The organism is Streptomyces sp. NPDC092952 (genome assembly GCF_044754785.1).
Taxonomy (GTDB): Bacteria; Actinomycetota; Actinomycetes; order Streptomycetales; family Streptomycetaceae; genus Streptomyces.
In genome coordinates, this window is record NZ_JBIVPT010000014.1 from 143,263 (window position 1) to 165,956 (window position 22,694).

21 protein-coding genes are annotated in these 22,694 nt (G+C 73.7%); 13 read left to right on the forward strand and 8 right to left on the reverse strand.

What is annotated here, in order from left to right; genetic code table 11:
• The first annotated feature begins 11 nt into the window (after positions 1 to 11).
• Genes ACIQGQ_RS27995 through ACIQGQ_RS28010 form a run of 4 tightly spaced genes read left to right on the forward strand, consistent with a single transcriptional unit; the run spans position 12 to position 5,069 of the window.
• Positions 12 to 1,667 carry an ABC transporter substrate-binding protein gene (locus tag ACIQGQ_RS27995; RefSeq protein ID WP_402400539.1) on the forward strand — a complete coding sequence of 552 codons (1,656 nt, stop codon included), beginning with the start codon at positions 12 to 14 and terminating at the stop codon, positions 1,665 to 1,667.
• Entirely contained in the window at positions 1,664 to 2,623 is a 960-nt protein-coding gene (locus ACIQGQ_RS28000) for an ABC transporter permease (RefSeq protein ID WP_402400542.1), read from the forward strand. The genes ACIQGQ_RS27995 and ACIQGQ_RS28000 overlap by 4 nt, the downstream gene beginning before the upstream one ends.
• The gene (locus tag ACIQGQ_RS28005; protein WP_402400545.1) at positions 2,620 to 3,453 is read left to right on the forward strand and encodes an ABC transporter permease; all 834 of its coding nucleotides are present in this window, start codon (positions 2,620 to 2,622) and stop codon (positions 3,451 to 3,453) included. Before ACIQGQ_RS28000 ends, ACIQGQ_RS28005 begins: the two co-directional genes overlap by 4 nt.
• Positions 3,450 to 5,069 carry a dipeptide ABC transporter ATP-binding protein gene (locus ACIQGQ_RS28010; RefSeq protein WP_402400547.1) on the forward strand — a complete coding sequence of 540 codons (1,620 nt, stop codon included), beginning with the start codon at positions 3,450 to 3,452 and terminating at the stop codon, positions 5,067 to 5,069. The genes ACIQGQ_RS28005 and ACIQGQ_RS28010 overlap by 4 nt, the downstream gene beginning before the upstream one ends.
• On the opposite strand, the gene ACIQGQ_RS28015 is transcribed toward ACIQGQ_RS28010, so the two are convergent.
• Positions 5,026 to 6,465 carry a dihydrolipoyl dehydrogenase family protein gene (locus ACIQGQ_RS28015; protein WP_402400549.1) on the reverse strand — a complete coding sequence of 480 codons (1,440 nt, stop codon included), beginning with the start codon at positions 6,463 to 6,465 and terminating at the stop codon, positions 5,026 to 5,028. The genes ACIQGQ_RS28010 and ACIQGQ_RS28015 overlap by 44 nt on opposite strands.
• Before the next feature lie 116 nt (positions 6,466 to 6,581).
• Between ACIQGQ_RS28015 and trxA the strand changes: the two genes are divergently transcribed.
• Entirely contained in the window at positions 6,582 to 6,959 is a 378-nt protein-coding gene (trxA, locus tag ACIQGQ_RS28020; RefSeq protein WP_402400551.1) for a thioredoxin, read from the forward strand.
• A gap of 33 nt (positions 6,960 to 6,992) precedes the next feature.
• On the opposite strand, the gene ACIQGQ_RS28025 is transcribed toward trxA, so the two are convergent.
• Together ACIQGQ_RS28025 and ACIQGQ_RS28030 are read right to left on the reverse strand one after the other, a co-directional pair.
• The gene (locus ACIQGQ_RS28025) at positions 6,993 to 7,340 is read right to left on the reverse strand and encodes a hypothetical protein (RefSeq protein WP_402400554.1); all 348 of its coding nucleotides are present in this window, start codon (positions 7,338 to 7,340) and stop codon (positions 6,993 to 6,995) included.
• 66 nt (positions 7,341 to 7,406) lie between these two features.
• Complete coding sequence (locus ACIQGQ_RS28030) at positions 7,407 to 8,429, reverse strand: LacI family DNA-binding transcriptional regulator (protein ID WP_402400557.1); 1,023 nt, start codon at positions 8,427 to 8,429, stop codon at positions 7,407 to 7,409.
• A 120-nt stretch (positions 8,430 to 8,549) separates the two neighbouring features.
• Between ACIQGQ_RS28030 and ACIQGQ_RS28035 the strand changes: the two genes are divergently transcribed.
• A complete protein-coding gene (locus ACIQGQ_RS28035) occupies positions 8,550 to 9,017 on the forward strand; it encodes a type II toxin-antitoxin system PemK/MazF family toxin (RefSeq protein ID WP_402400560.1) in 468 nt (155 codons plus the stop codon).
• 68 nt (positions 9,018 to 9,085) lie between these two features.
• Here ACIQGQ_RS28035 and ACIQGQ_RS28040 read toward each other — a convergent pair whose 3' ends face one another.
• Complete coding sequence (locus ACIQGQ_RS28040) at positions 9,086 to 9,922, reverse strand: TIGR02452 family protein (RefSeq protein WP_402400563.1); 837 nt, start codon at positions 9,920 to 9,922, stop codon at positions 9,086 to 9,088.
• A 148-nt stretch (positions 9,923 to 10,070) separates the two neighbouring features.
• On the opposite strand from ACIQGQ_RS28040, the gene egtA reads away from it, so the two are divergent.
• Genes egtA through egtD form a run of 4 tightly spaced genes read left to right on the forward strand, consistent with a single transcriptional unit; the run spans position 10,071 to position 14,432 of the window.
• The gene (egtA, locus tag ACIQGQ_RS28045) at positions 10,071 to 11,390 is read left to right on the forward strand and encodes an ergothioneine biosynthesis glutamate--cysteine ligase EgtA (protein ID WP_402400566.1); all 1,320 of its coding nucleotides are present in this window, start codon (positions 10,071 to 10,073) and stop codon (positions 11,388 to 11,390) included.
• Positions 11,387 to 12,718, forward strand: a complete 1,332-nt coding sequence (egtB, locus tag ACIQGQ_RS28050; protein WP_402400569.1) for an ergothioneine biosynthesis protein EgtB — start codon at positions 11,387 to 11,389, stop codon at positions 12,716 to 12,718. The genes egtA and egtB overlap by 4 nt, the downstream gene beginning before the upstream one ends.
• Positions 12,718 to 13,473: an ergothioneine biosynthesis protein EgtC gene (gene egtC / locus ACIQGQ_RS28055; protein WP_366293780.1), complete on the forward strand. Its 756-nt coding sequence runs from the start codon at positions 12,718 to 12,720 to the stop codon at positions 13,471 to 13,473. The genes egtB and egtC overlap by 1 nt, the downstream gene beginning before the upstream one ends.
• Positions 13,470 to 14,432 (forward strand): L-histidine N(alpha)-methyltransferase, encoded by a 963-nt coding sequence (gene egtD / locus ACIQGQ_RS28060; RefSeq protein ID WP_402400572.1) that lies wholly within the window; start codon positions 13,470 to 13,472, stop codon positions 14,430 to 14,432. The genes egtC and egtD overlap by 4 nt, the downstream gene beginning before the upstream one ends.
• On the opposite strand, the gene ACIQGQ_RS28065 is transcribed toward egtD, so the two are convergent.
• The 3 genes from ACIQGQ_RS28065 to ACIQGQ_RS28075 all read right to left on the reverse strand — a co-directional run bounded on the left by ACIQGQ_RS28065 (position 14,375) and on the right by ACIQGQ_RS28075 (position 17,480).
• The gene (locus ACIQGQ_RS28065) at positions 14,375 to 15,238 is read right to left on the reverse strand and encodes a lysophospholipid acyltransferase family protein (RefSeq protein ID WP_402400574.1); all 864 of its coding nucleotides are present in this window, start codon (positions 15,236 to 15,238) and stop codon (positions 14,375 to 14,377) included. The genes egtD and ACIQGQ_RS28065 overlap by 58 nt on opposite strands.
• Positions 15,235 to 16,029, reverse strand: coding sequence for a GNAT family N-acetyltransferase (locus tag ACIQGQ_RS28070; RefSeq protein WP_402400576.1), 795 nt, complete (start codon positions 16,027 to 16,029; stop codon positions 15,235 to 15,237). Before ACIQGQ_RS28070 ends, ACIQGQ_RS28065 begins: the two co-directional genes overlap by 4 nt.
• 194 nt (positions 16,030 to 16,223) lie before the next feature.
• Complete coding sequence (locus ACIQGQ_RS28075) at positions 16,224 to 17,480, reverse strand: extracellular solute-binding protein (RefSeq protein ID WP_402400579.1); 1,257 nt, start codon at positions 17,478 to 17,480, stop codon at positions 16,224 to 16,226.
• A 203-nt stretch (positions 17,481 to 17,683) separates the two neighbouring features.
• On the opposite strand from ACIQGQ_RS28075, the gene ACIQGQ_RS28080 reads away from it, so the two are divergent.
• Positions 17,684 to 17,899 (forward strand): dodecin, encoded by a 216-nt coding sequence (locus ACIQGQ_RS28080; RefSeq protein ID WP_352280254.1) that lies wholly within the window; start codon positions 17,684 to 17,686, stop codon positions 17,897 to 17,899.
• Between the two features lie 20 nt (positions 17,900 to 17,919).
• On the opposite strand, the gene ACIQGQ_RS28085 is transcribed toward ACIQGQ_RS28080, so the two are convergent.
• Positions 17,920 to 18,408 (reverse strand): hypothetical protein, encoded by a 489-nt coding sequence (locus tag ACIQGQ_RS28085; protein WP_402400582.1) that lies wholly within the window; start codon positions 18,406 to 18,408, stop codon positions 17,920 to 17,922.
• Between the two features lie 228 nt (positions 18,409 to 18,636).
• On the opposite strand from ACIQGQ_RS28085, the gene ACIQGQ_RS28090 reads away from it, so the two are divergent.
• Both ACIQGQ_RS28090 and ACIQGQ_RS28095 read left to right on the forward strand, forming a co-directional pair.
• The gene (locus ACIQGQ_RS28090) at positions 18,637 to 20,028 is read left to right on the forward strand and encodes a polysaccharide pyruvyl transferase family protein (protein WP_402400584.1); all 1,392 of its coding nucleotides are present in this window, start codon (positions 18,637 to 18,639) and stop codon (positions 20,026 to 20,028) included.
• Positions 20,029 to 20,166: 138 nt separating this feature from the next.
• Positions 20,167 to 22,593: an ABC transporter gene (locus ACIQGQ_RS28095; RefSeq protein ID WP_402400586.1), complete on the forward strand. Its 2,427-nt coding sequence runs from the start codon at positions 20,167 to 20,169 to the stop codon at positions 22,591 to 22,593.
• Positions 22,594 to 22,694 lie beyond the last annotated feature (101 nt).

Consider the following 22,694-nt stretch of genomic DNA (forward strand, 5'->3'; position numbering starts at 1 on the left):
ACGGAGCCCCCGTGCCCACTCGCCGGTCCTTCCTCCTGCTGTCCGCCGGTGCTATGGCGGCGGCCGGTCTGACCGCCTGCTCCCCCGGCACCGCGGCCACATCCGCCCCGGGCACGGGCGGTACCCCGCGCGACGGCGGGACGCTCACCTTCGTCACCGACGTGGAGCCGGACAACTTCGACCCCCATGTGTCCCCGGCCGACATCGTCGGTGTGCTGATGCGCAACGTCTTCGACTCCCTGGTGGCACAGCGCCCGGACGGCGGCTTCGAGCCGTGGCTGGCCAGGGAGTGGAAGGTGTCGGACGACGGCCGGGCGTACACCTTCCGGCTCCGTGAGGACGTGGAGTTCACCGACGGCACCCCGTTCGACGCCGCGGCGGTGAAGGCGAACTTCGACCGCATCGTGGCCCCGGCCACCAAGTCCCAGTACGCGGCCACGCTGATCGGCCCCTACGAGCGGACCGAGGTGGTGGACCGGCACACGGTGACGGTGCGCCTGAAGCGGCCGTACGCGTCCTTCCTGCACGCCGTGTCGACGACGTATCTCGGCTTCCACTCGCCGAAGGCGCTGCGCGAGCGGCCGGACGGGCCGGCGACGGGCGGTCCGGCCTCGGTCGGCACGGGGCCGTTCACCTTCGTCTCCCGGGTGAAGGGCCAGCAGCTGGTCCTCGCCCGGAACGCCTCGTACGCCTGGCCGCCCGCCTCCGCGGAGAACGACGGCGCCGCCCATGTGGAGCGGCTGGTCGTCGGCTTCCTGCCGGAGAACGCGACCCGGGTCGGCGCGGTGACCTCCGGCCAGGCGGACGTGGCGGACTTCCTGCCGGCCAACCGGGTCGCCTCGCTGACGTCGCAGCCGGGCCTGTCGGTCAGCGGCCACGACTCGCCGGGCATCGTCTACTCCTACTTCCTCAACACCCAGCGCGCCCCCTTCGACCGGCTCGACGCCCGGCTGGCCGTCCTGCACGCCGTGGACACCGAGGCCATCACCAAGGCCGTCTTCGCCGGGCAGTACCGGCGGGCATGGGGCCCGCTCAGCCCGTCCACCCCCGGTTACGCCCCGGCCGTGGAGAAGAGCTGGGGCCACGACCCGGCCAGGGCGGCCGCCCTCCTCGACGGGCTCGGCTGGACCGGCCGGGACGCGGAGGGCTACCGGACCAAGGACGGCGAACGGTTCCGGGTGACCCTGCTGTACGTCCCGGCGTACACCAAGTCCGAACGGCGCACCTTCGACACCGCCGTCCAGGCGGAACTGCGGAAGGCGGGCGTCGAGCTGGTCCTCAAGCCGCTGGACGCGGGCAGCTACACCCCGGTCCGCGACCGGGGCGACTACGACATCATCGCCTTCGCCTGGGGCGGCTCGGACCCCGATCTGCTGCGTACGGTCTTCCACTCGGAGAGCCGGCTCGCCGACGGCGGGGCGAACGGGGCCCGGGTGGACGATCCGAGGATCGACGGCTGGCTGGACGCGGCGACGGCGGCCTCCTCGGACAAGGAGCGCGAGGCGCTGTACGCGAAGGTGCAGCAGCGGGTCGTGGAGCGGGGGTACGCGCTGCCCGCCTTCGTCGGCACCCGGCAGCTGGGGGTGCGGGACCGGGTGCACGGGGTGGCCTTCGACGCCTCGGCGTGGCCGCTGTTCCAGGGCGCGTGGGTGGACGGTGGGCGATGAGCTCCGGGGCGCGGGGGCGGGTGGTGCCCGTGGTGGTGCGGCGGCTCGGGGCCGGGGTCCTGGTGCTGTGGGGTGCGGCGACCGTGTCGTTCCTGGTGCTGCATCTGGTCCCGGGCGATGTGGTGGACACGGTGCTGGGGCCGTCGACGGCCGCGACGCCCGCGCTGCGCGAGCGGATCCGGGCCGACTACGGGCTCGGGGACCCGCTGCCGGTGCAGTACCTGCGGCAGTTGGGCGGGCTGCTGAGCGGGGACCTGGGCCGCTCGTACCAACTGGGGCTGCCGGTCGGGGACGTGCTGGCCGGTCAGATCGGGCCGACGGTGGAGCTGGCGCTGGCGGCGACCGCGCTGGCCCTGCTCATCGCGTTCACGGCGGCCGTGGCGACCGCGGGGCGCGGCCGGATCGCCCGCGCGGTGGCGTCCGGGCTCGAACTGCTGGCGGTGTCGGTGCCCTCCTACTGGCTGGGCATCGTCGGGCTGACGGTGTTGTCGTACCGCTTCCGGCTGCTGCCCGCCGCGGGCGACCAGGGCGCGTCGGCGCTGGTCCTGCCGGCGCTGACCCTGGCACTGCCGATCGGCGGGGTGCTGGCCCGGGTGGTGCGCCAGGAGCTGGACGGGGCGCTGGCCCAGCCGTTCGCCCTGACCGTACGGGCCAGGGGCGCGAGCGAGCGGTGGCTGCTGCTGCGGCACACCCTGCGCCATGCGGCGCTGCCCGTGGCGACGCTCTCCGGGTGGGTGGTGGGCAGCCTGCTGGGCGGGGCGGTGCTCACCGAGACGGTGTTCGCCCGGCCTGGGCTGGGCCGGGTGCTGGTGACGGCGGTGACGTCCAAGGACATCCCCGTGGTGACCGCGTTGGTGCTGTTGTCCGCGGCGGCGTTCGTCGTGGTGAATCTGCTGGTGGATCTCGCCTATCTGGTGATCGATCCGCGGCTGCGCGCGGAAGGGGCGGGCGTATGAGAGCGGGTGCGGGGGCCCGGCGGGGGCGGCGGGTGGCGGTGGTGGCCGCCTGCGGGGTGCTGGTGCTGCTGGCGGTGGCGGTGGCCTTCCCCGGGCTGATCGCCCCGCACCCGCCCGACGACACGGATGTGGTGGCGGCGTTCAGCCCGCCCGGCGGGTCCCATCCGTTCGGTACGGACGAGCTGGGCCGGGACGTGCTGTCGAGGGTGGTGTACGGGGCGCGCCCGTCGCTGGCGATCGGGCTCGGCGCGACGGTGCTCGGGGCGCTGGCCGGGCTGGTCGTCGGGCTGCTCGCGGCGGCCGGTCCACGCCTGGCCGACCGGGTGCTGATGCGTGGCCTCGACGTGCTGCTGGCCTTCCCGGAGCTGCTGTTGGCGCTGCTGGTGGTCACGGTGGTCGGTTCCGGGACGGTGAACGTGCTGTTGGCGATCGGGGTCGCGACCGTGCCCACGTACGCGCGGCTGGTCCGGGGGCAGGCGCTGCCCGCCGTCCGGTCCCCCTTCGCGGAGGCGGCGAAGGTGCTGGGGGTCCGGCGGCCGGTGATCGTGGTGCGGCATGTGCTGCCCCATGTGACGGGTCCGCTGCTGGCGCTGGCCACGGTGGGCACCGGCACGGCGGTGATCTCCGGTTCGGCCCTCAGTTTCCTGGGGCTCGGGACTCCGCCGCCGGCCGCCGAGTGGGGGTCGATGCTCTCGGACGGCCGGGAGTTCCTGGCGACCGCCTGGTGGACGGCGACCTTCCCGGGGCTGGCCATCGTCGCGGTGGTGCTCTCGGTGACCGTGCTGGGCCGGTCGTTGTGGGCCGGGGCGCCGAGGGAGGCCGGGGCATGAGCGCGTTGCTGACGGTGGACGGGCTGGACGTGCGTTTCGGATCCGGGCGGTCCGGGCCGGTGCACGCGGTGCGGGACGTGTCCTTCTCCGTGGCGCCGGGCGAATGCCTGGCCCTGGTCGGGGAGTCCGGCTCGGGGAAGAGCACGGCGGCCCGTGCCCTGCTCGGCCTCGCCGGGCCGGGGGCGGCGGTGCGGGCCCGGGCGCTGCGGGTGGACGGGCGGGACGTGACGGGTTTCCGTGCGCGGGACTGGCGTGCGGTGCGGGGCCGGGCCGTGGGGCTGGTCGCGCAGGACGCGCTGGTGTCGCTGGATCCGCTGCGCCGGATCGGGGCGGAGATCGCGGAGCCGATGCGGCTGCACCGTACGGTCGGCCGGGCCCTGATCGGTGCCCGGGTGGTGGAGTTGCTGCGGCGGGTGGGCGTCCCCGAGCCGGAGGTGCGGGCCGCGCAGTATCCGCACGAACTCTCCGGCGGGCTGCGGCAGCGGGCGCTGATCGCCTCGGCGCTGGCCGCCGGCCCCCGGCTGCTGATCGCGGACGAGCCGACCACCGCCCTCGATGTGACGGTGCAGGCGCAGATCCTCGATCTGCTGGCCGAGGCGAAGGCCGACGGCACGGGGCTGCTGCTGATCACCCACGACCTGGGGGTGGTGGCCCGGATCGCGGACCGTACGGCGGTGCTCCGGCAGGGCACGATGGTGGAGTCGGGGCCGACGCCCGAACTACTCGGCTCGCCACAACACCCCTACACCCGCGCCCTGTTGGCGGCCTCGGCACCGCGTCCGGCGGTGCGGGCGCCGAAGCGGGCCGGGCCGGTGCTGGAGGTGGCGTCGGTGTCGGTGTCGTACGGCGCGCGCACGGCGGTGCGGGACGTCTCCTTCACCCTGCGCGCGGGGGAGACGGTCGGCCTGGTCGGCGAGTCCGGGTCCGGGAAGACCAGTGTGGCCCGGGTGGCGATGGGGCTGCTGCGGCCGGACTCCGGGACGGTGCGGCTGGACGGCGAACCCTGGTCCGAGCTGCCCGAGCGGCTGCGGCGGCCGCGCCGCTCCCGTATCCAACTGGTCCAGCAGGACCCGTTCAGCTCCTTCGACCCACGGTTCACGGTGGACCGGATCCTCGCCGAGGGCATCGGGCGCCACGAGGACCGGGCGGCCCGCGCCCGGGAGCTCCTGGGGCTGGTGGGCCTCGGCCCCGAGCATCTGCGCCGCCGGCCCGACGAGCTCTCCGGCGGGCAGCGCCAGCGCGTCGCGATCGCCCGCGCACTGGCGCCGTCCCCCGCCGTCCTGGTGTGCGACGAGCCGGTGTCGGCGCTCGACGCCCCGGTGCGGGCCCAGGTGCTGGATCTGCTGGACGACATCCAACGCCGCCTGGGCACCGCCCTGTTGTTCGTCTCGCACGATCTGTCGGTGGTCCGGCGGATCAGCGACCGGGTGCTGGTGATGAAGGACGCGCGGGTGGTGGAGGAGGGCGACGCCGAGGAGGTGTTCGACGCGCCCCAACACCCGTACACCAAGGCACTGCTGGCGGCCGTCCTCACCCCGGTCCCGGCGGCCCGGACTCCCGGGCCGCCGGTGCTCAGCCCCGGTACGCCTCCAGCAGACGCAGCCAGACCTCGCTGATCGTGGGGTACGCGGGGACGGCGTGCCACAGCCGGTGGACGGGTACCTCGCCCGCGACGGCGACGGTCGCCGAGTGCAGCAGTTCACCGATGCCGGGGCCGACGAAGGTGACGCCGAGCAGGATCTCCCGGTCGAGGTCGACGACCATGCGGGCGCGGCCCCGGTAGCCGTCCGCGTAGAGGCCGGAGCCGGCGACGGCGGCGAGGTCGTGGTCGACGGCGCGGACCCGGTGGCCCGCCCGTTCCGCCTCGGCGAGGGTGAGGCCGACCGAGGCGGCCTCCGGGTCGGTGAAGACGACCTGGGGTACGGCGGCGTGGTCGGCGGTGGCCGCGTGGGCGCCCCAGGCGCCGGTCTCCAGGGGCGGAGCACCGGTGGCGCGGGCGGTGATGGCGGCTCCCGCGATGCGTGCCTGGTACTTGCCCTGGTGGGTGAGGAGCGCCCGGTGGTTGACGTCGCCCACCGCGTAGAGCCAGTCGCTGCCCTCGACCCGGCAGCTGTCGTCGACGGTGAGCCAGGAGCCGGGCTCCAGACCCACCGTCTCCAGTCCGAGGTCGTCGGTGCGCGGGGCCCGGCCGGTGGCGAAGAGGATCTCGTCGGCCTCGATCCGTTCGCCGTCGCCCAGTTCGACGGTGACGGGCCCGTCCGGGGCGGGGCGGTGCACGGCGGCGACCGAGGTCCCGGTGCGGATGTCCGCGCCGGCCTCGGTGAGTGCCTGGGCGACGAGCTCACCGGCGAAGGGTTCCATCCTCGGCAGCAGCCCGGTGCCGCGGACCAGCACGGTCACCCGGGCGCCGAGGGCCTGCCAGACGGTGGCCATCTCCACGCCGACCACACCGCCGCCGACGATCACCAGACGGCCGGGCACCTCCTTGGCGCTGGTCGCCTCCCGGCTGGTCCAGGGGCGGGCCGTGCCGACGCCGGGGAGTTCGGGGACGACGGCGCGGCTTCCGGTGCACAGGGCGACGGCGTGGCGGGCGGTGAGCCGGTGCTCCGTGCCGTCGGGGGCGGTGACGGAGACCTCCTTCTCACCGGTCAGCCGGCCCGTGCCCCGGTGGACGTCGGCGCCGATCCCCTCCAGCCAGGCGGCCTGGCCGTCGTCCTTCCAGTACGAGGCGTAGTAGTCGCGGTGGGCGAGGACCGCCCCGGTGTCCAGCGGTCCTTGGACGGCGGCGGCGAGCCCCGGGACGCGGCGGGCGTCGGCGCGGGCGACCACCGGGCGCAGCAGGGCCTTGCTGGGCATGCAGGCCCAGTAGGAGCATTCGCCGCCGATCAGTTCCGACTCGACGACCGCGGCGGTCAGCCCGGCGGCCCGGACCCGGTCGGCGACGTTCTCGCCCACCGGGCCGGCTCCGACGACCACGACGTCGTATTCCGTGTTCAGGGAGGGATCTGTCATGGGGACAGTCTGGTGGCGGGTGTGGACGGCGGCCACATGGGCAGGCGGAATAGCACGGGGGCGGGCACCGTTGTCCGGACAGATTCCGAGCGGGCAGAGAAAGAGGTATCGAGGACATGAGCACCATCGAGCTCACCAAGGAAAACTTCGACGAGGTCGTCAGCGGGAACGACTTCGTCCTGATCGACTTCTGGGCTTCCTGGTGCGGTCCGTGCCGCCAGTTCTCGCCGGTCTACGAGGCCGCCTCCGAGCGCCACGACGACGTGGTCTTCGCGAAGGTCAACACGGAGGAGCAGCAGGAGCTGGCGGCGGCCTTCGAGATCCGCTCCATTCCCACGCTGATGATCGTCCGGGAGAACGTGGCGGTGTTCGCGCAGCCCGGGGCGTTGCCGGAGGCCGCGCTGGAGGACGTCATCGGGCAGGCCCGGAAGCTGGACATGGACGAGGTGCGCAAGTCCATCGAGGAGAACAAGGACCAGGCGCCGGGGCAGTAGGTCCGGTTCCCGCCGGGGCCGGGCCGTGGCGCCTCAGCGCCCGGCGGCGGTCCCGGCGTCCCGCTCCCTGACCCTGGCGGTGAGGCCGTAGGTCAGTTCGGCCCCGTCGACCAGCAGGGCCTCGACCGTGCGGGTCGCGGGGTCGATGTCGGCCACGACGCCGTCCCCGGCGTACCGGGGGTATCCGGACGCGCCCGTCTCACCGGTCGCCGAGACGACCGCCGAGCGGACGGCACCACCGGCGCCGCCGTCCGGTTCGGCGGGGTCGTCCGCCCCGGCGGGCTCGGCCGTTTCGGTGGTGCCGTCGCTCTCCCCGGCCTCGGGGGTCTCCTCCACGAATCCGGGGACGAGGAGGATCTCGTAGCTCTGCGGATGGCTCATGGCCCTCACGTTAAGGGCTCTCCCCCGGTCCGGAACGGATCCGTGCGTGCCGGACCGCCCGGTGTCTCAGGCGGACTCGCGCCGTACCACCGCGACCCGGAGCAGGTCGTGGCGCTCGGGGTCGGCCCCGGGCTCCTTGACCAGCCGGTCCACCAGTTCGGCGAGCGGCTGCGGGGTGGCCAGTTCCATCCGTACGGTGGTGAGCCGGGGCCGCAGGAGCCTGCCCAGCATCAGGTCGTCGGCGCCGATCACGGCGGTCTCGCCGGGTACGTCGATGCCCGCGTCCTGGAGGGCCCGCATCAGGAGCATCGCGTACGCGTCGTCGAAGGCGAAGACGGCATCGAGGTCCAGGGACCGCCACCGGGCGGCGAGCCGGGCCGCCGACTCCTCCTCGTACCGCAGGGGCAGCGGTTCCACCCGGGCGGTGTGGCGCCGGGCGGCGCGCCGGGCGCCGGTCAGCCGGGGGCCGGCGAGGCGGTCCGGTCCGTTCTCCTCGGGCATGACCACGCCGATACGGCGGCGCCCGCCCGCCAGCAGGTGCCCCACCGCGCAGTCGCCGACCACCTGCTGGTCCATGACCAGGGCGTGGGCGCCGGGCACCGGGCGCGGGCCGAGGGTGATCACGGCCCTGGCCCCGGACCTCCGGAGCACGGCTATCCCGGGCGGGGTGAGGTCGACGGCGCCGGGGGCGATGACGGCGACCGGGCGGAGTTCGGCCCAGGCGCGCGGCGCGTCCTGCGGGTCGAGGCCGGTGCTGCCGTACTGGACGACGGTGTAGTCGAGCCGGCGCAGCCCTGCCTCCAGTTCGCTGAAGAAGCGCTGGTGGAGCGGGCCGGCCGGGGGATCGACGGTGGGCAGCAGGACCATGCGGGTGTGTCCGGCGCGCAGACTGCGGGCCGCGGCATGGGGCACGTAGCCGAGTTCGGCGGCGGCTTCCCGGACCCGGCGGCGGGTGGTCTCGCTGATCCGGACCGAGGCGCTGTTGTTCAGTACGTACGAGACGGTGGCCCTGGAGACCCCGGCGAGCCGTGCGACGTCGGCGCTGGTGGGGACGGGGCGTTCGATGGGCTGGTTCGGTAACTGGCTCATGGCTTGCGGCAGTCTTCCAGAGCGCGCCGCACGGACGCGCCCCGGGGCACGTACCGGTCCGGCGGATGTCCCCTCCGCCCCCGCGCCCCGGCGCCGCGGTGCGGGCCCTACGGTGTGGGGATGATCATCGAACACCGTGACGACAGCTTCGATCCCCCGGCCGATCCCCCGGGCCGCTCCGGCCCGGCCGCCACGACGGAGGTCGACCCGTTCGGGGTGGGGCCGGTCCGCACCTCCTACGCCCCGGACCGGGACGGCGATCCGGACCCCGGGGAGATCGTCTGGACGTTCGTCCCGTACGAGGAGAACGACGGGCGGGGCAAGGACCGTCCGGTCCTGGTGGTGGCCCGGGAGGCGGCGGGCACGCTGCTCGCCGTGCGGCTCTCCAGCAAGCGGCACGACCGGGACCGCGAGTGGGTGGCGCTCGGCTCCGGCCCCTGGGACGGCTCGGGCCGCCCGTCCTGGGTGGACCTGGACCGGGTGCTGCGGGTGCACGAGGACGGGATGCGGCGGGAGGCGTGCGCCCTGGACCGGGCGAGGTTCGACCTGGTCGTGGGGCGGCTGCGGGAGCGTTACGGCTGGGCGTAGGCGCCAGGGCGTGTCCGACGGTCCGGAAGCAAGTACCGGGCCCCCGGCCGCGATCCGTCGGACACGCCCTACGCGGCGCTCCCGGTGCCGAAGGCGCGGTCGAAGGCGGCCCGGGTGGCGGAGTCCGGGGCCCGGTCGAGGATGCCGAAGACGAGCTGTTCGAAGTGCCCGGCGAACCGGCCGCCGTCCAGCAGCAGCGCCCGGAACGCCCCGGCCACCTGCGCCGGATCGTTGCGGAACACCCCGCAGCCCCAGGCCCCCAGCACCAGCCTCCGGTACCCGCGCACCGCCGCCACCTCCAGCACCCGCTCCGCCCGGGAGGCGAGTGCGGCGGGGATGCGGTGGGCCTGTTCGGGGGTGCGGGCGCGGACGACGCCGGCGTTGGGCGCCGGGGAGGTCAGGAAGCCGACGGTGAACGGGGTGTCGAGGAACCGTCCCCGGTCGTCCCGGAAGACCGGTACGCCCGGGGAGTGGATCACCCGGTCGGTGTAGAGGGCGCTGCGTTCGGCGCGGTGGTGGGCGTAGAAATCGGGGGCGCGCAGCAGGGTGGTGTACAGGCCGGAGGACCGGCACAGCGCCTCCTCCTGGGCCTGGGCGCCGTTGAGGTAGCCGCCGCCGGGGTTGCGGGCGGAGGCGTAGTTGAGCACGGCGACCTTGCCGGGGCCCTCGCGGGTCATCCGGTGGGCGGCGGCCAGGCTGCTCTCGCCGGTGACCTCGACGGCCGGGGTGCGGTCGCCGTCCAGGACGACGAGCGGCAGCGGCTCGGGCCCGTACAGCGCAGTCCCGGAGAGCGCGCTGCTCAGGGCCCGTCCGATGGACACCTCCCGGCCGTCCCGGGTGCGGTAGCGGCCGGCTGCGACGACGGCCTCGGTCTCGCGCGCGATCCCGCGCAGCCTGGCGCTCATCGGTACTCCCCCGTGTGGTGCATACGGGGCATGTTCGGCACCCCGACGGCAGGGGCGCAACCGGTTTTCTCGCGTCCAGGGGCACTCTTGTGCGATCCACTCGCAGGGGTTTGGGTGGTGGGGAGAGACCTGTGGAAGGAGGTCCGGCATGTCGTACGACACCTCCGGGGGCCATGGCCCGCCCGGCGGTTCCCCGCCCCTGGACGAGGGCGAGGCCGAGGACTTACTGCGCTGCATCTGCTTCAAGACGGGACCGCCCCGCAAGGTCGGTGTGGAACTCGAATGGCTCATCCACGACCGGGACCGTCCGCGTGTCCCCGTCGAGCACGACCGTCTCGAAGCGGCCACCGCCGTCCTGCGGGCCCTGCCCCTGAGCGCGGCGGTCACCTTCGAACCCGGCGGCCAGCTGGAGCTCAGCTCGCGCCCCGCCGGTTCCCTGACGGAGTGCGTCGAGACCACCGCCGCCGACCTGGCCGCGGTGCGCGCGGCCCTGGACCCGCTGGGGCTGGTGCCGGTGGGGCTCGGCGTCGACCCCTGGCACCCCCCGCGCCGGCTGCTGCGCGAACCCCGCTACGACGCCATGGAGACCGCCCTGGACCGGTCGGGTCCCGCCGGTCGCGTGATGATGTGCAACACCGCGTCCGTCCAGGTCTGTCTGGACGCCGGCGAGGAGGAGCCGGGGCCTCTGGGATACGGGCGGCGCTGGCAGTTGTGCCATCTGCTGGGCGCGGTCCTGGTGGCCGTCTTCGCCAACTCGCCCCTCCGGCTGGGCCGCCCCACCTCCTGGCGGTCGACCCGGCAGTCGCTGTGGGCCGCGCTCGACCCGTGGCGGCCGGTGGCTCCGCCGCACGGTCCGCTGCCGCGCGAGGCCTGGGCCGGGCATGTGCTGGACACACCGGTGATGTGCATCCGGGAGGACAGCGGTCCGTGGTCCGTGCCGGACGGGCTGACGTTCCGCGACTGGATCCGCACCGGCGCACCGAGACCCCCGGTGCGCGCCGATCTCGACTACCACATCAGTACGCTCTTCCCGCCGGTGCGCCCGCGCGGCCATCTGGAGCTGCGCATGATCGACGCCCAGTACGGGGCGGACGGCTGGCTGGTGCCGCTCGCCGTGACCACCGCCCTGTTCGACGATCCGGAGGCCGCCGAGACGGTGTTCCGTACCGTGGCGCCCCTGGCCGGGGCGGCCGGGCCGGAGCCCGCGCCGCTCAACGCGCTCTGGACGCGCGCCGCCCGCGACGGGCTGTCCGATCCCGAGCTGCGGGCGGCGGCCGCCGTCTGCTTCGGGGCCGCGTTGGAGGCACTGCCCCGGCTCGGGGCGTCCGGGCGGGTCCAGGAGGCCGCGGCCGGTTTCCACGACCGGTACGTGGCCCGGGGCCGCTGCCCGGCCGACGACCTCCCCGCACTGCTCGCACCCATCGGGCCCGGCGGTCCGGGCCACCACTCCGAGGGGTTCCGCCCATGACCGACTCCCCCGCACCCCACGGGACCGACCCGGAGCCGTTGCGACGGCGCGCCCTCGCCGCGCTGAGCACCGCCCGGGACCGCACCACCCGGCTCACCGACAGCGTCGACGACCGCGAACTGACCGCGCAGCACTCGCCATTGATGTCCCCGCTGGTCTGGGACCTCGCGCACATCGGCAACCAGGAGGAGCTGTGGCTGCTGCGCGGAGTGGCCGGGCGCGAGGCGATGCGCCCGGAGATCGACGGCCTGTACGACGCCTTCGAGCACCCCCGGGCGACCCGCCCCTCGCTGCCGCTGCTGCCGCCCGCCGAGGCGCGGGCGTACGCGGCGGAGGTGCGCGGCCGGGCCCTGGACGTCCTCGGCACCACCGCCCTGGACGACGACCGGCCGCTGGTGCGGTCCGGATTCGTCTTCGGGATGATCGCCCAGCACGAACAGCAGCACGACGAGACGATGCTGATCACCCATCAGCTCCGGTCCGGTCCGGCCGTACTGGCCGCGCCCGTGCCGCCGCGCGCCGAGGACCCGGCGGACCTCCCGGCCGAAGTCCTGGTCGGGGGCGGCCCGTTCACCATGGGGACGTCCGCCGACCCCTGGGCCCTGGACAACGAACGCCCGGCGCATGTGCGGGACGTGCCGGACTTCCACCTCGACACCGCACCGGTCACCTGCGGCGCGTACCTGGAGTTCGTCGAGGACGGCGGCTACACCGAGCGGCGCTGGTGGGCGCCCGAGGGCTGGGAGATGGTCCGCGAGCACGACCTGGCCGCCCCGCTGTTCTGGCACCGGGACGGCGGCCAGTGGCTGCGCCGCCGCTTCGGGGTCACCGAACCCGTCCCCGGGGACGAACCGGTGCTCCACGTCAGCTGGTACGAGGCGGACGCCTACGCCCGCTGGGCCGGGCGCCGGCTGCCCACGGAGGCGGAGTGGGAGAAGGCGGCCCGCCACGACCCGGTGTCCGGGCGCTCGCGCCGCTACCCCTGGGGCGACGAGGACCCGGCGCCCGAGCGGGCCAACCTCGGCCAGCGCCATCTGCGGCCGGCGCCCGCCGGGGCATACCGGCAGGGCCGGTCCCCGCACGGGATCGGGCAGTTGATCGGTGACGTGTGGGAGTGGACGGCCAGTGACTTCCTGCCGTACCCGGGATTCCGCGCGTTTCCCTACCGGGAGTACTCGGAGGTGTTCTTCGGGCCCGCCCACAAGGTGCTGCGCGGCGGTTCGTTCGCCGTGGACCAGGTGGCCTGCCGGGGCACCTTCCGCAACTGGGACCTGCCGGTGCGGCGGCAGATCTTCGCCGGTTTCCGTACCGCGCGGGACGTCGGCTGATGTGCCGTCATCTCGCCTATCTGGGACCTCCGGTGGCCCTCGGTGAACTGCTGTCCCGGCCGCCCCACTCGCTGGTCCGCCAGTCCTGGGCCCCGCGCCACCAGCGGTACGGGACGGTCAACGCGGACGGCTTCGGCGTCGGCTGGTACGCGGACGGCGACCCGGTGCCCGGACGGTACCGGCGCCGGGGGCCGGTCTGGGGCGACGAGACCTTCGCCGATCTGGCCCGGGTGGTGCGCAGCCCGGCGCTGCTGGCCGCCGTCCGGGACGCCACGGAGGCGGGCGCGGACGGCGAGGCGGCCGCCGCGCCCTTCACCGCCGGGCCGCTGCTCTTCAGCCACAACGGCGCGGTGAAGGGCTGGCCGCACACGGTGGCCCCGCTCGCCGCGGCGCTGCCGCCCGCCGAGCTGCTGGCCCTCACCGCCCGCAGCGACTCGGCGCTGCTCTGGGCCCTGGTGCGAGGCCGGCTGGCGGACGGCGACGCGCTGCCCGGGGCCGTCTCCGCCACCGTGCTGGACGTGGCCGCCGCCGCACCGGAATCCCGGCTGAACCTGCTGCTCACCGATGGCGCGTCGATCGTCGCGACGGCCTGGGGCGACACCCTGTGGTGCCTGACCGGACCGGGCCCGCGCACGGTCGTGGCCTCGGAACCGTACGACGACGATCCGCTCTGGCGCCCGGTCCCCGACCGCACGCTGCTGGTGGCGACCCGCGCCGACGTCTCACTGACCCCGCTCAAGGAGCCCCTTGCGTGAGTCCTTTCCTGCTGACCCGCACCCTGCCGGCCGACGCGACGGACGCGGCGCTGCGCGCCGATGTCCTGCACGGTCTGACCCGGCACCCCAAGACGCTGCCGCCCAAGTGGTTCTACGACGCCCGGGGCAGCGAGCTGTTCGAGGAGATCACCCGGCTGCCCGAGTACTACCCGACCCGCGCCGAGCGGGAGATCCTGATCGAGCGGGCCGATGAGATCGCCCGCGCCTCGGGGGCCCGGACCCTGATCGAGCTGGGGTCCGGTTCGTCGGAGAAGACCGGCCACCTGCTGGACTCGCTTCCGGAGCTGCACAGTTACGTGCCGGTCGACGTGAGCGAGAGCGCGTTGCGCGGTGCCGCGGAGGCGCTGCTCGCCGGGCGCCCCGGACTCTCGGTGCACGCCCTTCTCGCCGATTTCACCGGCGGTCTGGCACTGCCGGGCACCCCCGGGCCCCGGCTGCTGGCCTTCCTGGGCGGCACGATCGGCAATCTGCTGCCGGAGGAGCGGGCGGCGTTCCTGCGGTCGGCGCGGTCGCTGCTCTCCCCGGGCGACGCGCTGCTGCTCGGCACCGACCTGGTGAAGGACGAGAAGGTACTGGTCGCCGCCTACGACGACGCCGCCGGGGTGACCGCCGAGTTCAACCGGAACGTGCTGCGGGTGGTCAACCGGGAGCTGGGCGCGGACTTCGACCCGGAGGGCTTCGACCATGTGGCGCTCTGGGACCCGCGGAACGAGTGGATCGAGATGCGGCTGCGGGCCCGGCGGGCGCAGACGGTGAAGGTCCCGGCCCTGGATCTGCTGGTGGGTTTCGAGGCCGGTGAGGAGCTGCGTACGGAGGTGTCGGCCAAGTTCCGCCGGGAGCGGGTCCGGGCGGAACTGGAGGCGGCCGGTCTGCGGCTGGATCAGTGGTGGACGGATTCCGGGGAGCGGTTCGCGCTCTCGCTGGCGACGGCCCTCTGAGCGCGGCGGGCCAGGGCCCGGCGGTCCGGCAGGGCACCCGCCGGGACCGGCTGCAGGACGTGGAGCTCGGCGGTCAGCCCGGCCGCCCGCACCACCCGCCACAGTGAGGCGGGGAGCGGATCGTCGCCGACGAAGGCGGCGGCACCGGCCGGGGCGTGGCGCTCCGCCGGTGCCGCCGCCCCGTGGCCGGTGACGCGGTAGCCGATGCGTACCGGCAGGACGGTGGCGTCGGCGTCGATCGCGGCCTGGAAGGCGGCCGGGCCGAACCGGCCGCCGGGGCCGCGCCCGCACCAGGTGGTGCCCTCGGGGAAGACCACCACCCGTGATCCGCCGCGCATCGCCGCGGCGAGGGCGCGGACGGTCGCCGGCAGCGCGCGCAGCCGGTCGCGGTCGACGAAGAGGGTGCCGCCGCGGGCGGCGAGCGGGCCGAGCACCGGCCACTGGCGGATCTCGCGCTTGGCGAGCATCCGGCCGGGAAGCACCGCGGCGACGAGCGGGATGTCCAGCCAGGAGATGTGGTTGGCGACGACGAGCGTCCCGGGTGTCCCGGCGGGCGGTACGGGGGCGCCGGTGACCCGTACCCGTACGCCGAAGGCGCGCACGGCGCCGTACGACCAGCGGCGGATCAGCCGCTCCCGGCGGGTCGGGCCGAACAGGGGCAGGAACGGTGCCCCCAGCGCACCGGCCAGGACCCAGGCGCACCCGGCGAGCAGCAGGGCCGCCGCGACGGGACGGAGCCGGGTCCGGCCGGTGTGGGCGGCGCAGGTCCCCGGGGCGCAGGGCGCGGCGGGCAGCCAGGGGTTCATCGCAGCGGGGCGAGGGCGAGGAAGTGGCGGAGGTAGCGGGGGTCGGTGCGGCGCAGCGACAGCAGGACGTACAGGTCGGCGACGTCGAAGTCCGGGTCGTGGGCGGGTGCCCCGCACACCTGGGCGCCCAGCCGGAGGTAGCCGCGGAGCAGCGGGGGCAGGGTGGCGAGTCCGGTGCGTACCGGCCCGGCCGTGCCGGAGGGCTGCCAGAGGCGGTGCGGGGTGACCCAGTGGTCCTCGGGGGCAAGGTACTTGGTCCGTACGGTCTCCCAGGCTCCGGCCGCCGCCGCGCCGCCGTCGGAGAGCGGGATGGAGCAGCAGCCGGCCAGCCAGTCGTGTCCGGTGCGTTCCATGTAGCGGGCGAGCCCGGCCCAGATCAGGGCTATGACGGCGCCGTCGCGGTGGGCGGGGTGGACGCAGGACCGTCCGACCTCCACCAGGTCGTCCCGGATCGGGGCGAGTCGGCCGAGGTCGAACTCGCTCTCCGCGTAGAGGCCCCCGGCGGCCTTCGCCCGCTCGGGCGGCAGGACCCGGTAGGTGGCGACGACCTCGCCGGTGGCCTCCTCCCGGACGAGCAGGTGGTCGCAGTACGCGTCGAACGCGTCGCTGTCCAGGCCGGGTTCGGGGCTGTGCAGCCGGGCGCCGAGTTCTCCGGCGAAGACCAGGTGGCGCAGGCGCTGGGCGGCGCGGACCTCGTCCGGGCCGGTGGCCAGGGAGACCCGGTAGCGCGGCCGCTCGGGGGCGGCCGACGGTGAGGTGGCGGGAAGGGAGGCAACGGGCATCGCGTTCATGACAATCTCCCGGACGGATCGGCAAGGACGGCCGCCGGGCCGTCGCACGGGGTGCGACGGCCCGGCCCCTTACTTCTTCCGCGACCGGCTGGATTCGACATGACCGCCCGGGAGCGCCGACATGTGCGAAGGCTGAATCCCGGGGGTGGCCGGTTCGGGCCCCTCCGGACGCCGCCGGCGGGGCCCCGCTGGGGTCAGCCCCCGAAGAGCTTGGAGGTGATCTTCCCCGAGGCGGTGCGCGCCTCCCGCAGCGGGTCGCCGCCCTCCAGCACCGCCGTCATGTACGGCTTGATCGGGTTGTCGGCCTCGACATCGGCCCACTGCGGCGAGTTCGGGGTCGCCCGGCCCTGCGTGGCCCCCTCGGCCATCGCGGCCGTCCCCTCCTGCCCGACCACGGCCTTCGCGAGGCCCGGCTTGTTGGGCACGTAGCTCATGGTCCGGGCGAGCTCCTCCTGCCACTTCCGGCTCGCCAGCGCCTTGACCACCTCGACGCCGTCGGCGCGCCGGTCCGCCTTCTCCGGGACGATGAGGTCGGAGCCGCCGGTGAAGACGGCGCCGGGCTTCTTGGCGGTCTTCCCCGGGATCGGGAAGTAGCCCAGCTTTCCCTTGAGTTCGGGGTTGCGCTTCACGATCTGGGCCACGCTGCCGGGCACCGAAATGATCTGTGCGACATTCCCCTGGGCGAACACGTTGGACTGCGGGGGCTTTTCCTCGTCGGCGTCCTTGGGGCCCTCGCCGAGCGCCTGGAGCTCCTTGTAGAAGTTCATGCCCCGGAGCGCCGCGGGGCTGTCCAGGGCGCCTTTCCACGAACCGCCCTCGTCCTCGGCCAGTTCACCGCCCTCGTCCCAGATGAATCCGGCGAGCACGTACCAGTTCTGGCCCGCGAGATAGATCCCCTGGTTGCCGTTCTCGTTCAGCAGCCGGGTGTCGGCGATCCACTCCTGCCGGGTTTTCGGCGGATTCTTGATGCCGGCGCGCTCGAATATTTCCTTGTTGTAGATCACCACACGGTTGGCCGCGTACCAGGGAATGCCGTACTGCATGCCGTCGATGCTGCCCGGGTCGGCGAGGCCCGGAAGCCAGTCCTCGCTGCCCATGTCCCGTACGGCCTCCAGCGTCAGATCGCGCAGGCCGCCGCTGGCCGCGTACTGGGCGACCTGGGTGTTGCCGACCTCGATGACGTCGGGGGTGTCCTTGCCCTTCAGGGCGCTGATGACCTTCGGGCCGATGCCGCCCCAGCCCTGGAACTTGAACTCCAGCTCGATGGAGGGGTGCTCGTCCTCGAAGTCCTTGGTGAACCGCTTGAGGAAATCGGCGGAGACGCTGTCCTTCATCAGCCAGACAGTGACCTTCTTGCTGTCCGAGCTCCCCATGCCGAATACCGTTCCACACCCTGTTAGCGCACAGGCGGAAACGAGCGCGACAGCTCCGACGAGTATGCGGTTCTTCACCAGGTTCACCTTCTGCTGAACAAAAACGGCTCGATTCAGGAACCCGGTGTGGGGGACTGCGGGCGGCGCCCGCACGGGCGTGGCTGGATTTTGGTATGGACCATTGATCTGGTCAAGGGCCGTTCACCGGGTGTTTTCCGCGCCGATCCCTCGCGGAGCGGAGCCGGATGGGGCACCGTGATAAGGACGAGAGGAGACATATCATGTCAAATCACACCTATCGGGTCACCGAAATCGTGGGAACCTCCCATGAAGGGGTCGACGACGCCATCCGGCGGGGCGTCGCAAGAGCTTCGGAAACGTTGCACAATCTCGACTGGTTCGAGATCACCGAGGTGCGCGGGGAGATCAAGGACGGCCGGATCGAGCACTACCAGGTGGGCCTGAAGGTCGGCTTCCGGCTCGACGGGACGAGCTGACCCGGACGGAGTGCGGCCGGTCAGGTGCGCCCCTCGCGCTCCTGGGCGTCCTTCAGCGCCGGGGACTCCTCGGCCCAGCGGGCCCGCACCACGGTGAAGCCCGCCCGCTCCGCCGCGTCGCAGACGAGTTCGTCGTCGTCGACCAGCATGCGGACCTCGCGCCCCCGGCCCAGCCGGCGCAGGATCTCCAGCTTGGCCTGCCGGGCCGGCCGGCGGTCGTCGTTGCGCCGCATGTGGACCCGGCCCTCCGGCAGCCCGTGCGCCGCGAGCCAGGCCAGGGTGTCCGCACGGCACCGCTCGGGCCGCCCCGTGAGGTATCCGACCTCGCACTCCTCGGCACTGTCGAGCGCCAGCCGCACCCCTTCGGGCAGCGGCGGGTCATCGACGGCCGCGGCGAAGAAGCCGTCCCAGTCGCGCCGCGGACCTTCCAGGTAGTGCTGTCGGTGGCCGCTGTCCGCGAGCGTGCCGTCCAGGTCGAACACGGCCAGGGGCCGGGGGTCGCTCTTCATGCCCCCATCCCACCAGACCGCCCCGCGGTCAACAGCGCCAAGCAGCCACTCCCGGTCGGCGCCGACGCGGGCACTTATCCCGCCAAATCGACACGAACGACCCCAGACTCCTTGCCTGCCCACCCGTGCACGGAGGTGACATCACCCGCTCGCGTTCCGTGAAGATCGCAAAAGGTTGTACAGGATGCACGTGGAATCAAAAACGATCGCAAAGCTATATTCATCTTTGTGGCATCGAACGTAAACGACGTGAAGCGAATACTCCTGCGCTCGGGGAAGAGCCCCTTCGACGTGGTCCCGGTCGAACGCGCCCTCCACGAGGACGTGTTCGCCACCAACTCGGGCAACCTGATCTTCAGTGACGCCGCTCACAAGATCCTCCAGACGCCACACACGGAGGTGGTCTCCAACGGGATCGCCACCCGGATCGCCGACGTGGACCGCATCAACAACGAGTACGACGTCTTCGTCGTCCCGCTCGCCAACGCCTTCCGGCCCTCGTTCGAGCCGCAGCTGAAGCGGCTGACCAGGCTCATCTCGAAGCTGAAGATCCCGGTGGTCGTCCCGGGCGTCGGCGCCCAGACCGGGGTCAACTACTCCGCGGACCGGCTGAAGCCGATGCAGTCCTCGGTCTACGCCTTCGTCTCCGCCGTGCTCGACCGCAGCGCCTCCATCGGGGTGCGCGGCGAGTTCACCGAGCGCTACCTGCGGGACATGGGCTTCCGCGACGTGGACGTCATCGGCTGCCCCTCGATGTTCCTGCACGGCGACACGCTCACCATCCGGGAGGGCGGCGGGACGCTCGGCCCCGGGTCGCGGATCGCCGTCAACGGCTCGCACGACGCGGTGCGCAAGACCGAGCTCGGGCAGATCATCGACCGCACCCACGCCCGCTACCCGCACCTCCGGTTCATCGGCCAGAACCTCTCCGACGCCCGCCAGCTGCACTGGCGCGACCTCTCGCACCCGAACGCCGCCATCACCGGCATCCCCACCCACCCCGACCACCCGATGTACGCGGAGGACAAGGTCCGCGTCTACATCGACCCGGTCACCTGGATGGAGGACCTGCGGGGCTTCGACTTCTCCTTCGGCTCACGGATCCACGGCAACATCGCCGCACTGCTGGCCGGAACGCCGGCCACCGTGCTCTGCGGCGACTCCCGGACCCTGGAGCTGTGCCGCTACTTCGAGATCCCGCACCGCACGCTCGCCAACGTCCCGGCCGACCTCGACCCCGCCGAGCTCCACGAGACGGCGGACTTCGGGCCGCTGACCCGCGGCCACCGGGAGCGGTTCGACCGGTTCACCAACTTCCTCGACAAGAACGGGCTGCAGAACACCTTCACCCACGGCGACGGCGGCGCGGCCTTCGAGCAGCGGATGAGCAAGCTCTCCTTCCCGCCCGGCGTCCGCCCCTGGACCGGCCCCGAGGCCGCGGAGCTGGCCCCCCGGCTGAACTGGCTGCAGACCCGGCTCGCCGAGATCGAGGCCGAGAACACCCGGCTGAAGCGCACGGTTGCGAAGAACGCGGCGCTGCCCGCCCAGCGCTCCACGTACCAGCGCGCCCGCAGCGTCGTGGGACGGCCGATCAAGCGCGCCCTGCGCCCCTCCCGCTGACCCGACCGCCCCGTACCGGCCCGACCGGTACGGGGCGTCCCGGAACCGTACGGCCCCGCCGGGCCTACTATCGGAGTGTTTGCCCCGGTCCGCCCCCGGACCACCGGCCCGCCCCGATCCGTACGGAGTCCCGCGCCCATGCCCACCCCCCACGATCCGTACGTACGGGTGCGCGGCGCCCGTGAGCACAACCTCAGGGACGTCTCCGTCGACATCCCGCGCGACACCCTCACCGTCTTCACCGGGGTCTCCGGCTCCGGGAAGTCCTCGCTGGCCTTCGGGACGATCTACGCGGAGGCCCAGCGCCGCTACTTCGAGTCCGTCGCCCCGTACGCCCGGCGGCTGATCCACCAGGTCGGGGCGCCCGCGGTCGGCGAGGTCACCGGTCTGCCGCCGGCCGTCTCGCTGGAGCAGCGCCGCTCGGCTCCCGGGGCCCGCTCCTCCGTCGGCACGGTCACCACGCTCTCCAACTCGCTGCGGATGCTGTTCTCGCGGGCCGGGGACTACCCGGCCGGGGCCGAGCGGCTGGACTCCGACGCCTTCTCGCCGAACACCGCCGCCGGGGCGTGCCCGGCCTGCCACGGTCTCGGCCTCGTCCACCGCACCACCGAGGAACTGCTGGTCCCCGACCCCTCGCTGTCGATCCGCGAGGGCGCCATCGCCGCGTGGCCGGGCGCCTGGCAGGGCAAGAACCTGCGCGACGTGCTGGACGCGCTGGGCCACGACGTCGACCGGCCCTGGCGCGAGCTGCCCGCGAAGGAGCGGGAGTGGATCCTCTTCACCGACGAGCAGCCGGTGGTGACGGTCCATCCGGTCCGGGAGGCGGGCCGCATCCAGCGCCCCTACCAGGGCACGTACATGAGCGCCCGCCGCTATGTGCTGCACACCTTCGCGGACTCCAGGAGCCGCACGCTGCGGGCGAAGGCCGAGCGGTTCCTGACCTCCGCGCCGTGCCCGCAGTGCCACGGCAGCCGGCTGCGCCCGCAGGCGCTGGCCGTCACCTTCGCCGGGCGGACGATCGCGGAGCTGGCGGCGCTGCCGCTGAGTTCGCTCGCGGAGCTGCTGGACGGGGCGGGCGGCGACGGCACGGCGCGGATGCTGACGGCGGACCTGCTCGCCCGGATCGCCACGGTCACGGAGCTGGGCCTCGGCTATCTCAGCCTGGACCGGACGGCCCCGACGCTCTCCTCCGGCGAGTTGCAGCGGCTGCGGCTGGCCACCCAGCTCCGTTCGGGCCTCTTCGGTGTCGTCTACGTCCTGGACGAGCCGTCGGCCGGGCTCCATCCGGCGGACACCGCGTCGCTGCTCGGGGTGCTGGGGCGGCTGAAGGAGGCCGGGAACACGGTCTTCGTGGTGGAGCACCAGATGGACGTGGTGCGCCGGGCGGACTGGCTGGTGGACGTGGGGCCGCTCGCCGGTGAGCACGGGGGACGGGTGCTGCACAGCGGCCCCCCGGCCGGGCTCGCGCAGGTGCCGGAGTCGGCCACCCGGCGGTTCCTCTTCGACCAGGGGCCGGCACCGGAGCGCACGGTGCGCACGCCGGCCGGGTGGCTGCGGCTGACCGGGGTGGACCGGCACAACGTGCGCGGCGTGGACGCGGCATTCCCGCTCGGGGTGTTCACCGCCGTGACGGGGGTGTCGGGGTCGGGGAAGTCGACGCTCACCGGTCAGGTGCTGGCCGGACTGCTCGCCGACCGGCGGCCGTCCGCCGATTCCGGGGAGCCGGGCACAGAACCCGCGCGCCGCTGGTGCGCCTCGGCCGAGGGGCTGGCGGCGGTGGACCGGCTCGTCCAGGTCGACCAGCGGCCGATCGGCCGTACGCCCCGGTCCAACCTGGCCACGTACACCGGGCTCTTCGACGTCGTACGGAAGCTGTTCGCCGCCACGGACACCGCCGGGGAGCGCGGCTACAAGGCCGGGCGGTTCTCCTTCAACGTGGCGGGCGGGCGGTGCGAGACCTGCCAGGGCGAGGGCTTCGTCTCCGTGGAGCTGCTCTTCCTGCCCAGTACGTACGCGCCCTGCCCGGACTGCCACGGGGCCCGGTACAACGCGGAGACGCTGGAGGTGACCCTGCGCGGGCTCGACATCGCCCAGGTACTGGACCTGACGGTGGAGTCGGCGGCCGGGTTCTTCGCGGGGACCGCGGCCGCGGAGCGCAGTCTGCGGACCCTGCTCGACGTCGGGCTCGGGTACCTGCGGCTGGGGCAGCCCGCCACGGAGCTCTCGGGCGGCGAGGCCCAGCGGATCAAGCTGGCGGCCGAGCTCCAGCGCACCCGCCGGGGCCACACGCTGTACCTGCTGGACGAGCCGACGACCGGGCTGCACCCCGCCGATGTCGAGGTGCTGATGCGGCAGTTGCACGGCCTCGTCGACGCGGGCGACACCGTCGTGGTGGTCGAGCACGACATGGCGGTGGTGGCGGGGGCCGACTGGGTGATCGACCTCGGTCCCGGCGGCGGCGACCGGGGCGGACGGATCGTGGCGGCGGGCACTCCGGCCGAGGTGGCGGCGGCCCCCGGCAGCCGCACGGCCCCGTACCTGGCCGCGTCGCTGAACCGATCCTGACATCAACTCACCGAAGGAGAGGTTGAGTTGACGGACGGCAAGCAATGGGGAATGAAACGGCAAAGACTCTTGACCGCGTTCTGGTCCAGACCAATTATGGG

Bases quoted from the DNA above. Each gene is read 5' to 3' on its own strand.
- ACIQGQ_RS28000 (WP_402400542.1), top strand. From the start codon at position 1,664: ATGAGCTCCGGGGCGCGGGGGCGGGTGGTGCCCGTGGTGGTGCGGCGG.
- ACIQGQ_RS28005 (WP_402400545.1), top strand. From the start codon at position 2,620: ATGAGAGCGGGTGCGGGGGCCCGGCGGGGGCGGCGGGTGGCGGTGGTG.
- ACIQGQ_RS28010 (WP_402400547.1), top strand. From the start codon at position 3,450: ATGAGCGCGTTGCTGACGGTGGACGGGCTGGACGTGCGTTTCGGATCC.
- ACIQGQ_RS28015 (WP_402400549.1), bottom strand. From the start codon at position 6,465: ATGACAGATCCCTCCCTGAACACGGAATACGACGTCGTGGTCGTCGGA.
- trxA (WP_402400551.1), top strand. From the start codon at position 6,582: ATGAGCACCATCGAGCTCACCAAGGAAAACTTCGACGAGGTCGTCAGC.
- ACIQGQ_RS28025 (WP_402400554.1), bottom strand. From the start codon at position 7,340: ATGAGCCATCCGCAGAGCTACGAGATCCTCCTCGTCCCCGGATTCGTG.
- ACIQGQ_RS28030 (WP_402400557.1), bottom strand. From the start codon at position 8,429: ATGAGCCAGTTACCGAACCAGCCCATCGAACGCCCCGTCCCCACCAGC.
- ACIQGQ_RS28035 (WP_402400560.1), top strand. From the start codon at position 8,550: ATGATCATCGAACACCGTGACGACAGCTTCGATCCCCCGGCCGATCCC.
- ACIQGQ_RS28040 (WP_402400563.1), bottom strand. From the start codon at position 9,922: ATGAGCGCCAGGCTGCGCGGGATCGCGCGCGAGACCGAGGCCGTCGTC.
- egtA (WP_402400566.1), top strand. From the start codon at position 10,071: ATGTCGTACGACACCTCCGGGGGCCATGGCCCGCCCGGCGGTTCCCCG.
- egtB (WP_402400569.1), top strand. From the start codon at position 11,387: ATGACCGACTCCCCCGCACCCCACGGGACCGACCCGGAGCCGTTGCGA.
- egtC (WP_366293780.1), top strand. From the start codon at position 12,718: ATGTGCCGTCATCTCGCCTATCTGGGACCTCCGGTGGCCCTCGGTGAA.
- ACIQGQ_RS28065 (WP_402400574.1), bottom strand. From the start codon at position 15,238: ATGAACCCCTGGCTGCCCGCCGCGCCCTGCGCCCCGGGGACCTGCGCC.
- ACIQGQ_RS28070 (WP_402400576.1), bottom strand. From the start codon at position 16,029: ATGAACGCGATGCCCGTTGCCTCCCTTCCCGCCACCTCACCGTCGGCC.
- ACIQGQ_RS28080 (WP_352280254.1), top strand. From the start codon at position 17,684: ATGTCAAATCACACCTATCGGGTCACCGAAATCGTGGGAACCTCCCAT.
- ACIQGQ_RS28085 (WP_402400582.1), bottom strand. From the start codon at position 18,408: ATGAAGAGCGACCCCCGGCCCCTGGCCGTGTTCGACCTGGACGGCACG.
- ACIQGQ_RS28095 (WP_402400586.1), top strand. From the start codon at position 20,167: ATGCCCACCCCCCACGATCCGTACGTACGGGTGCGCGGCGCCCGTGAG.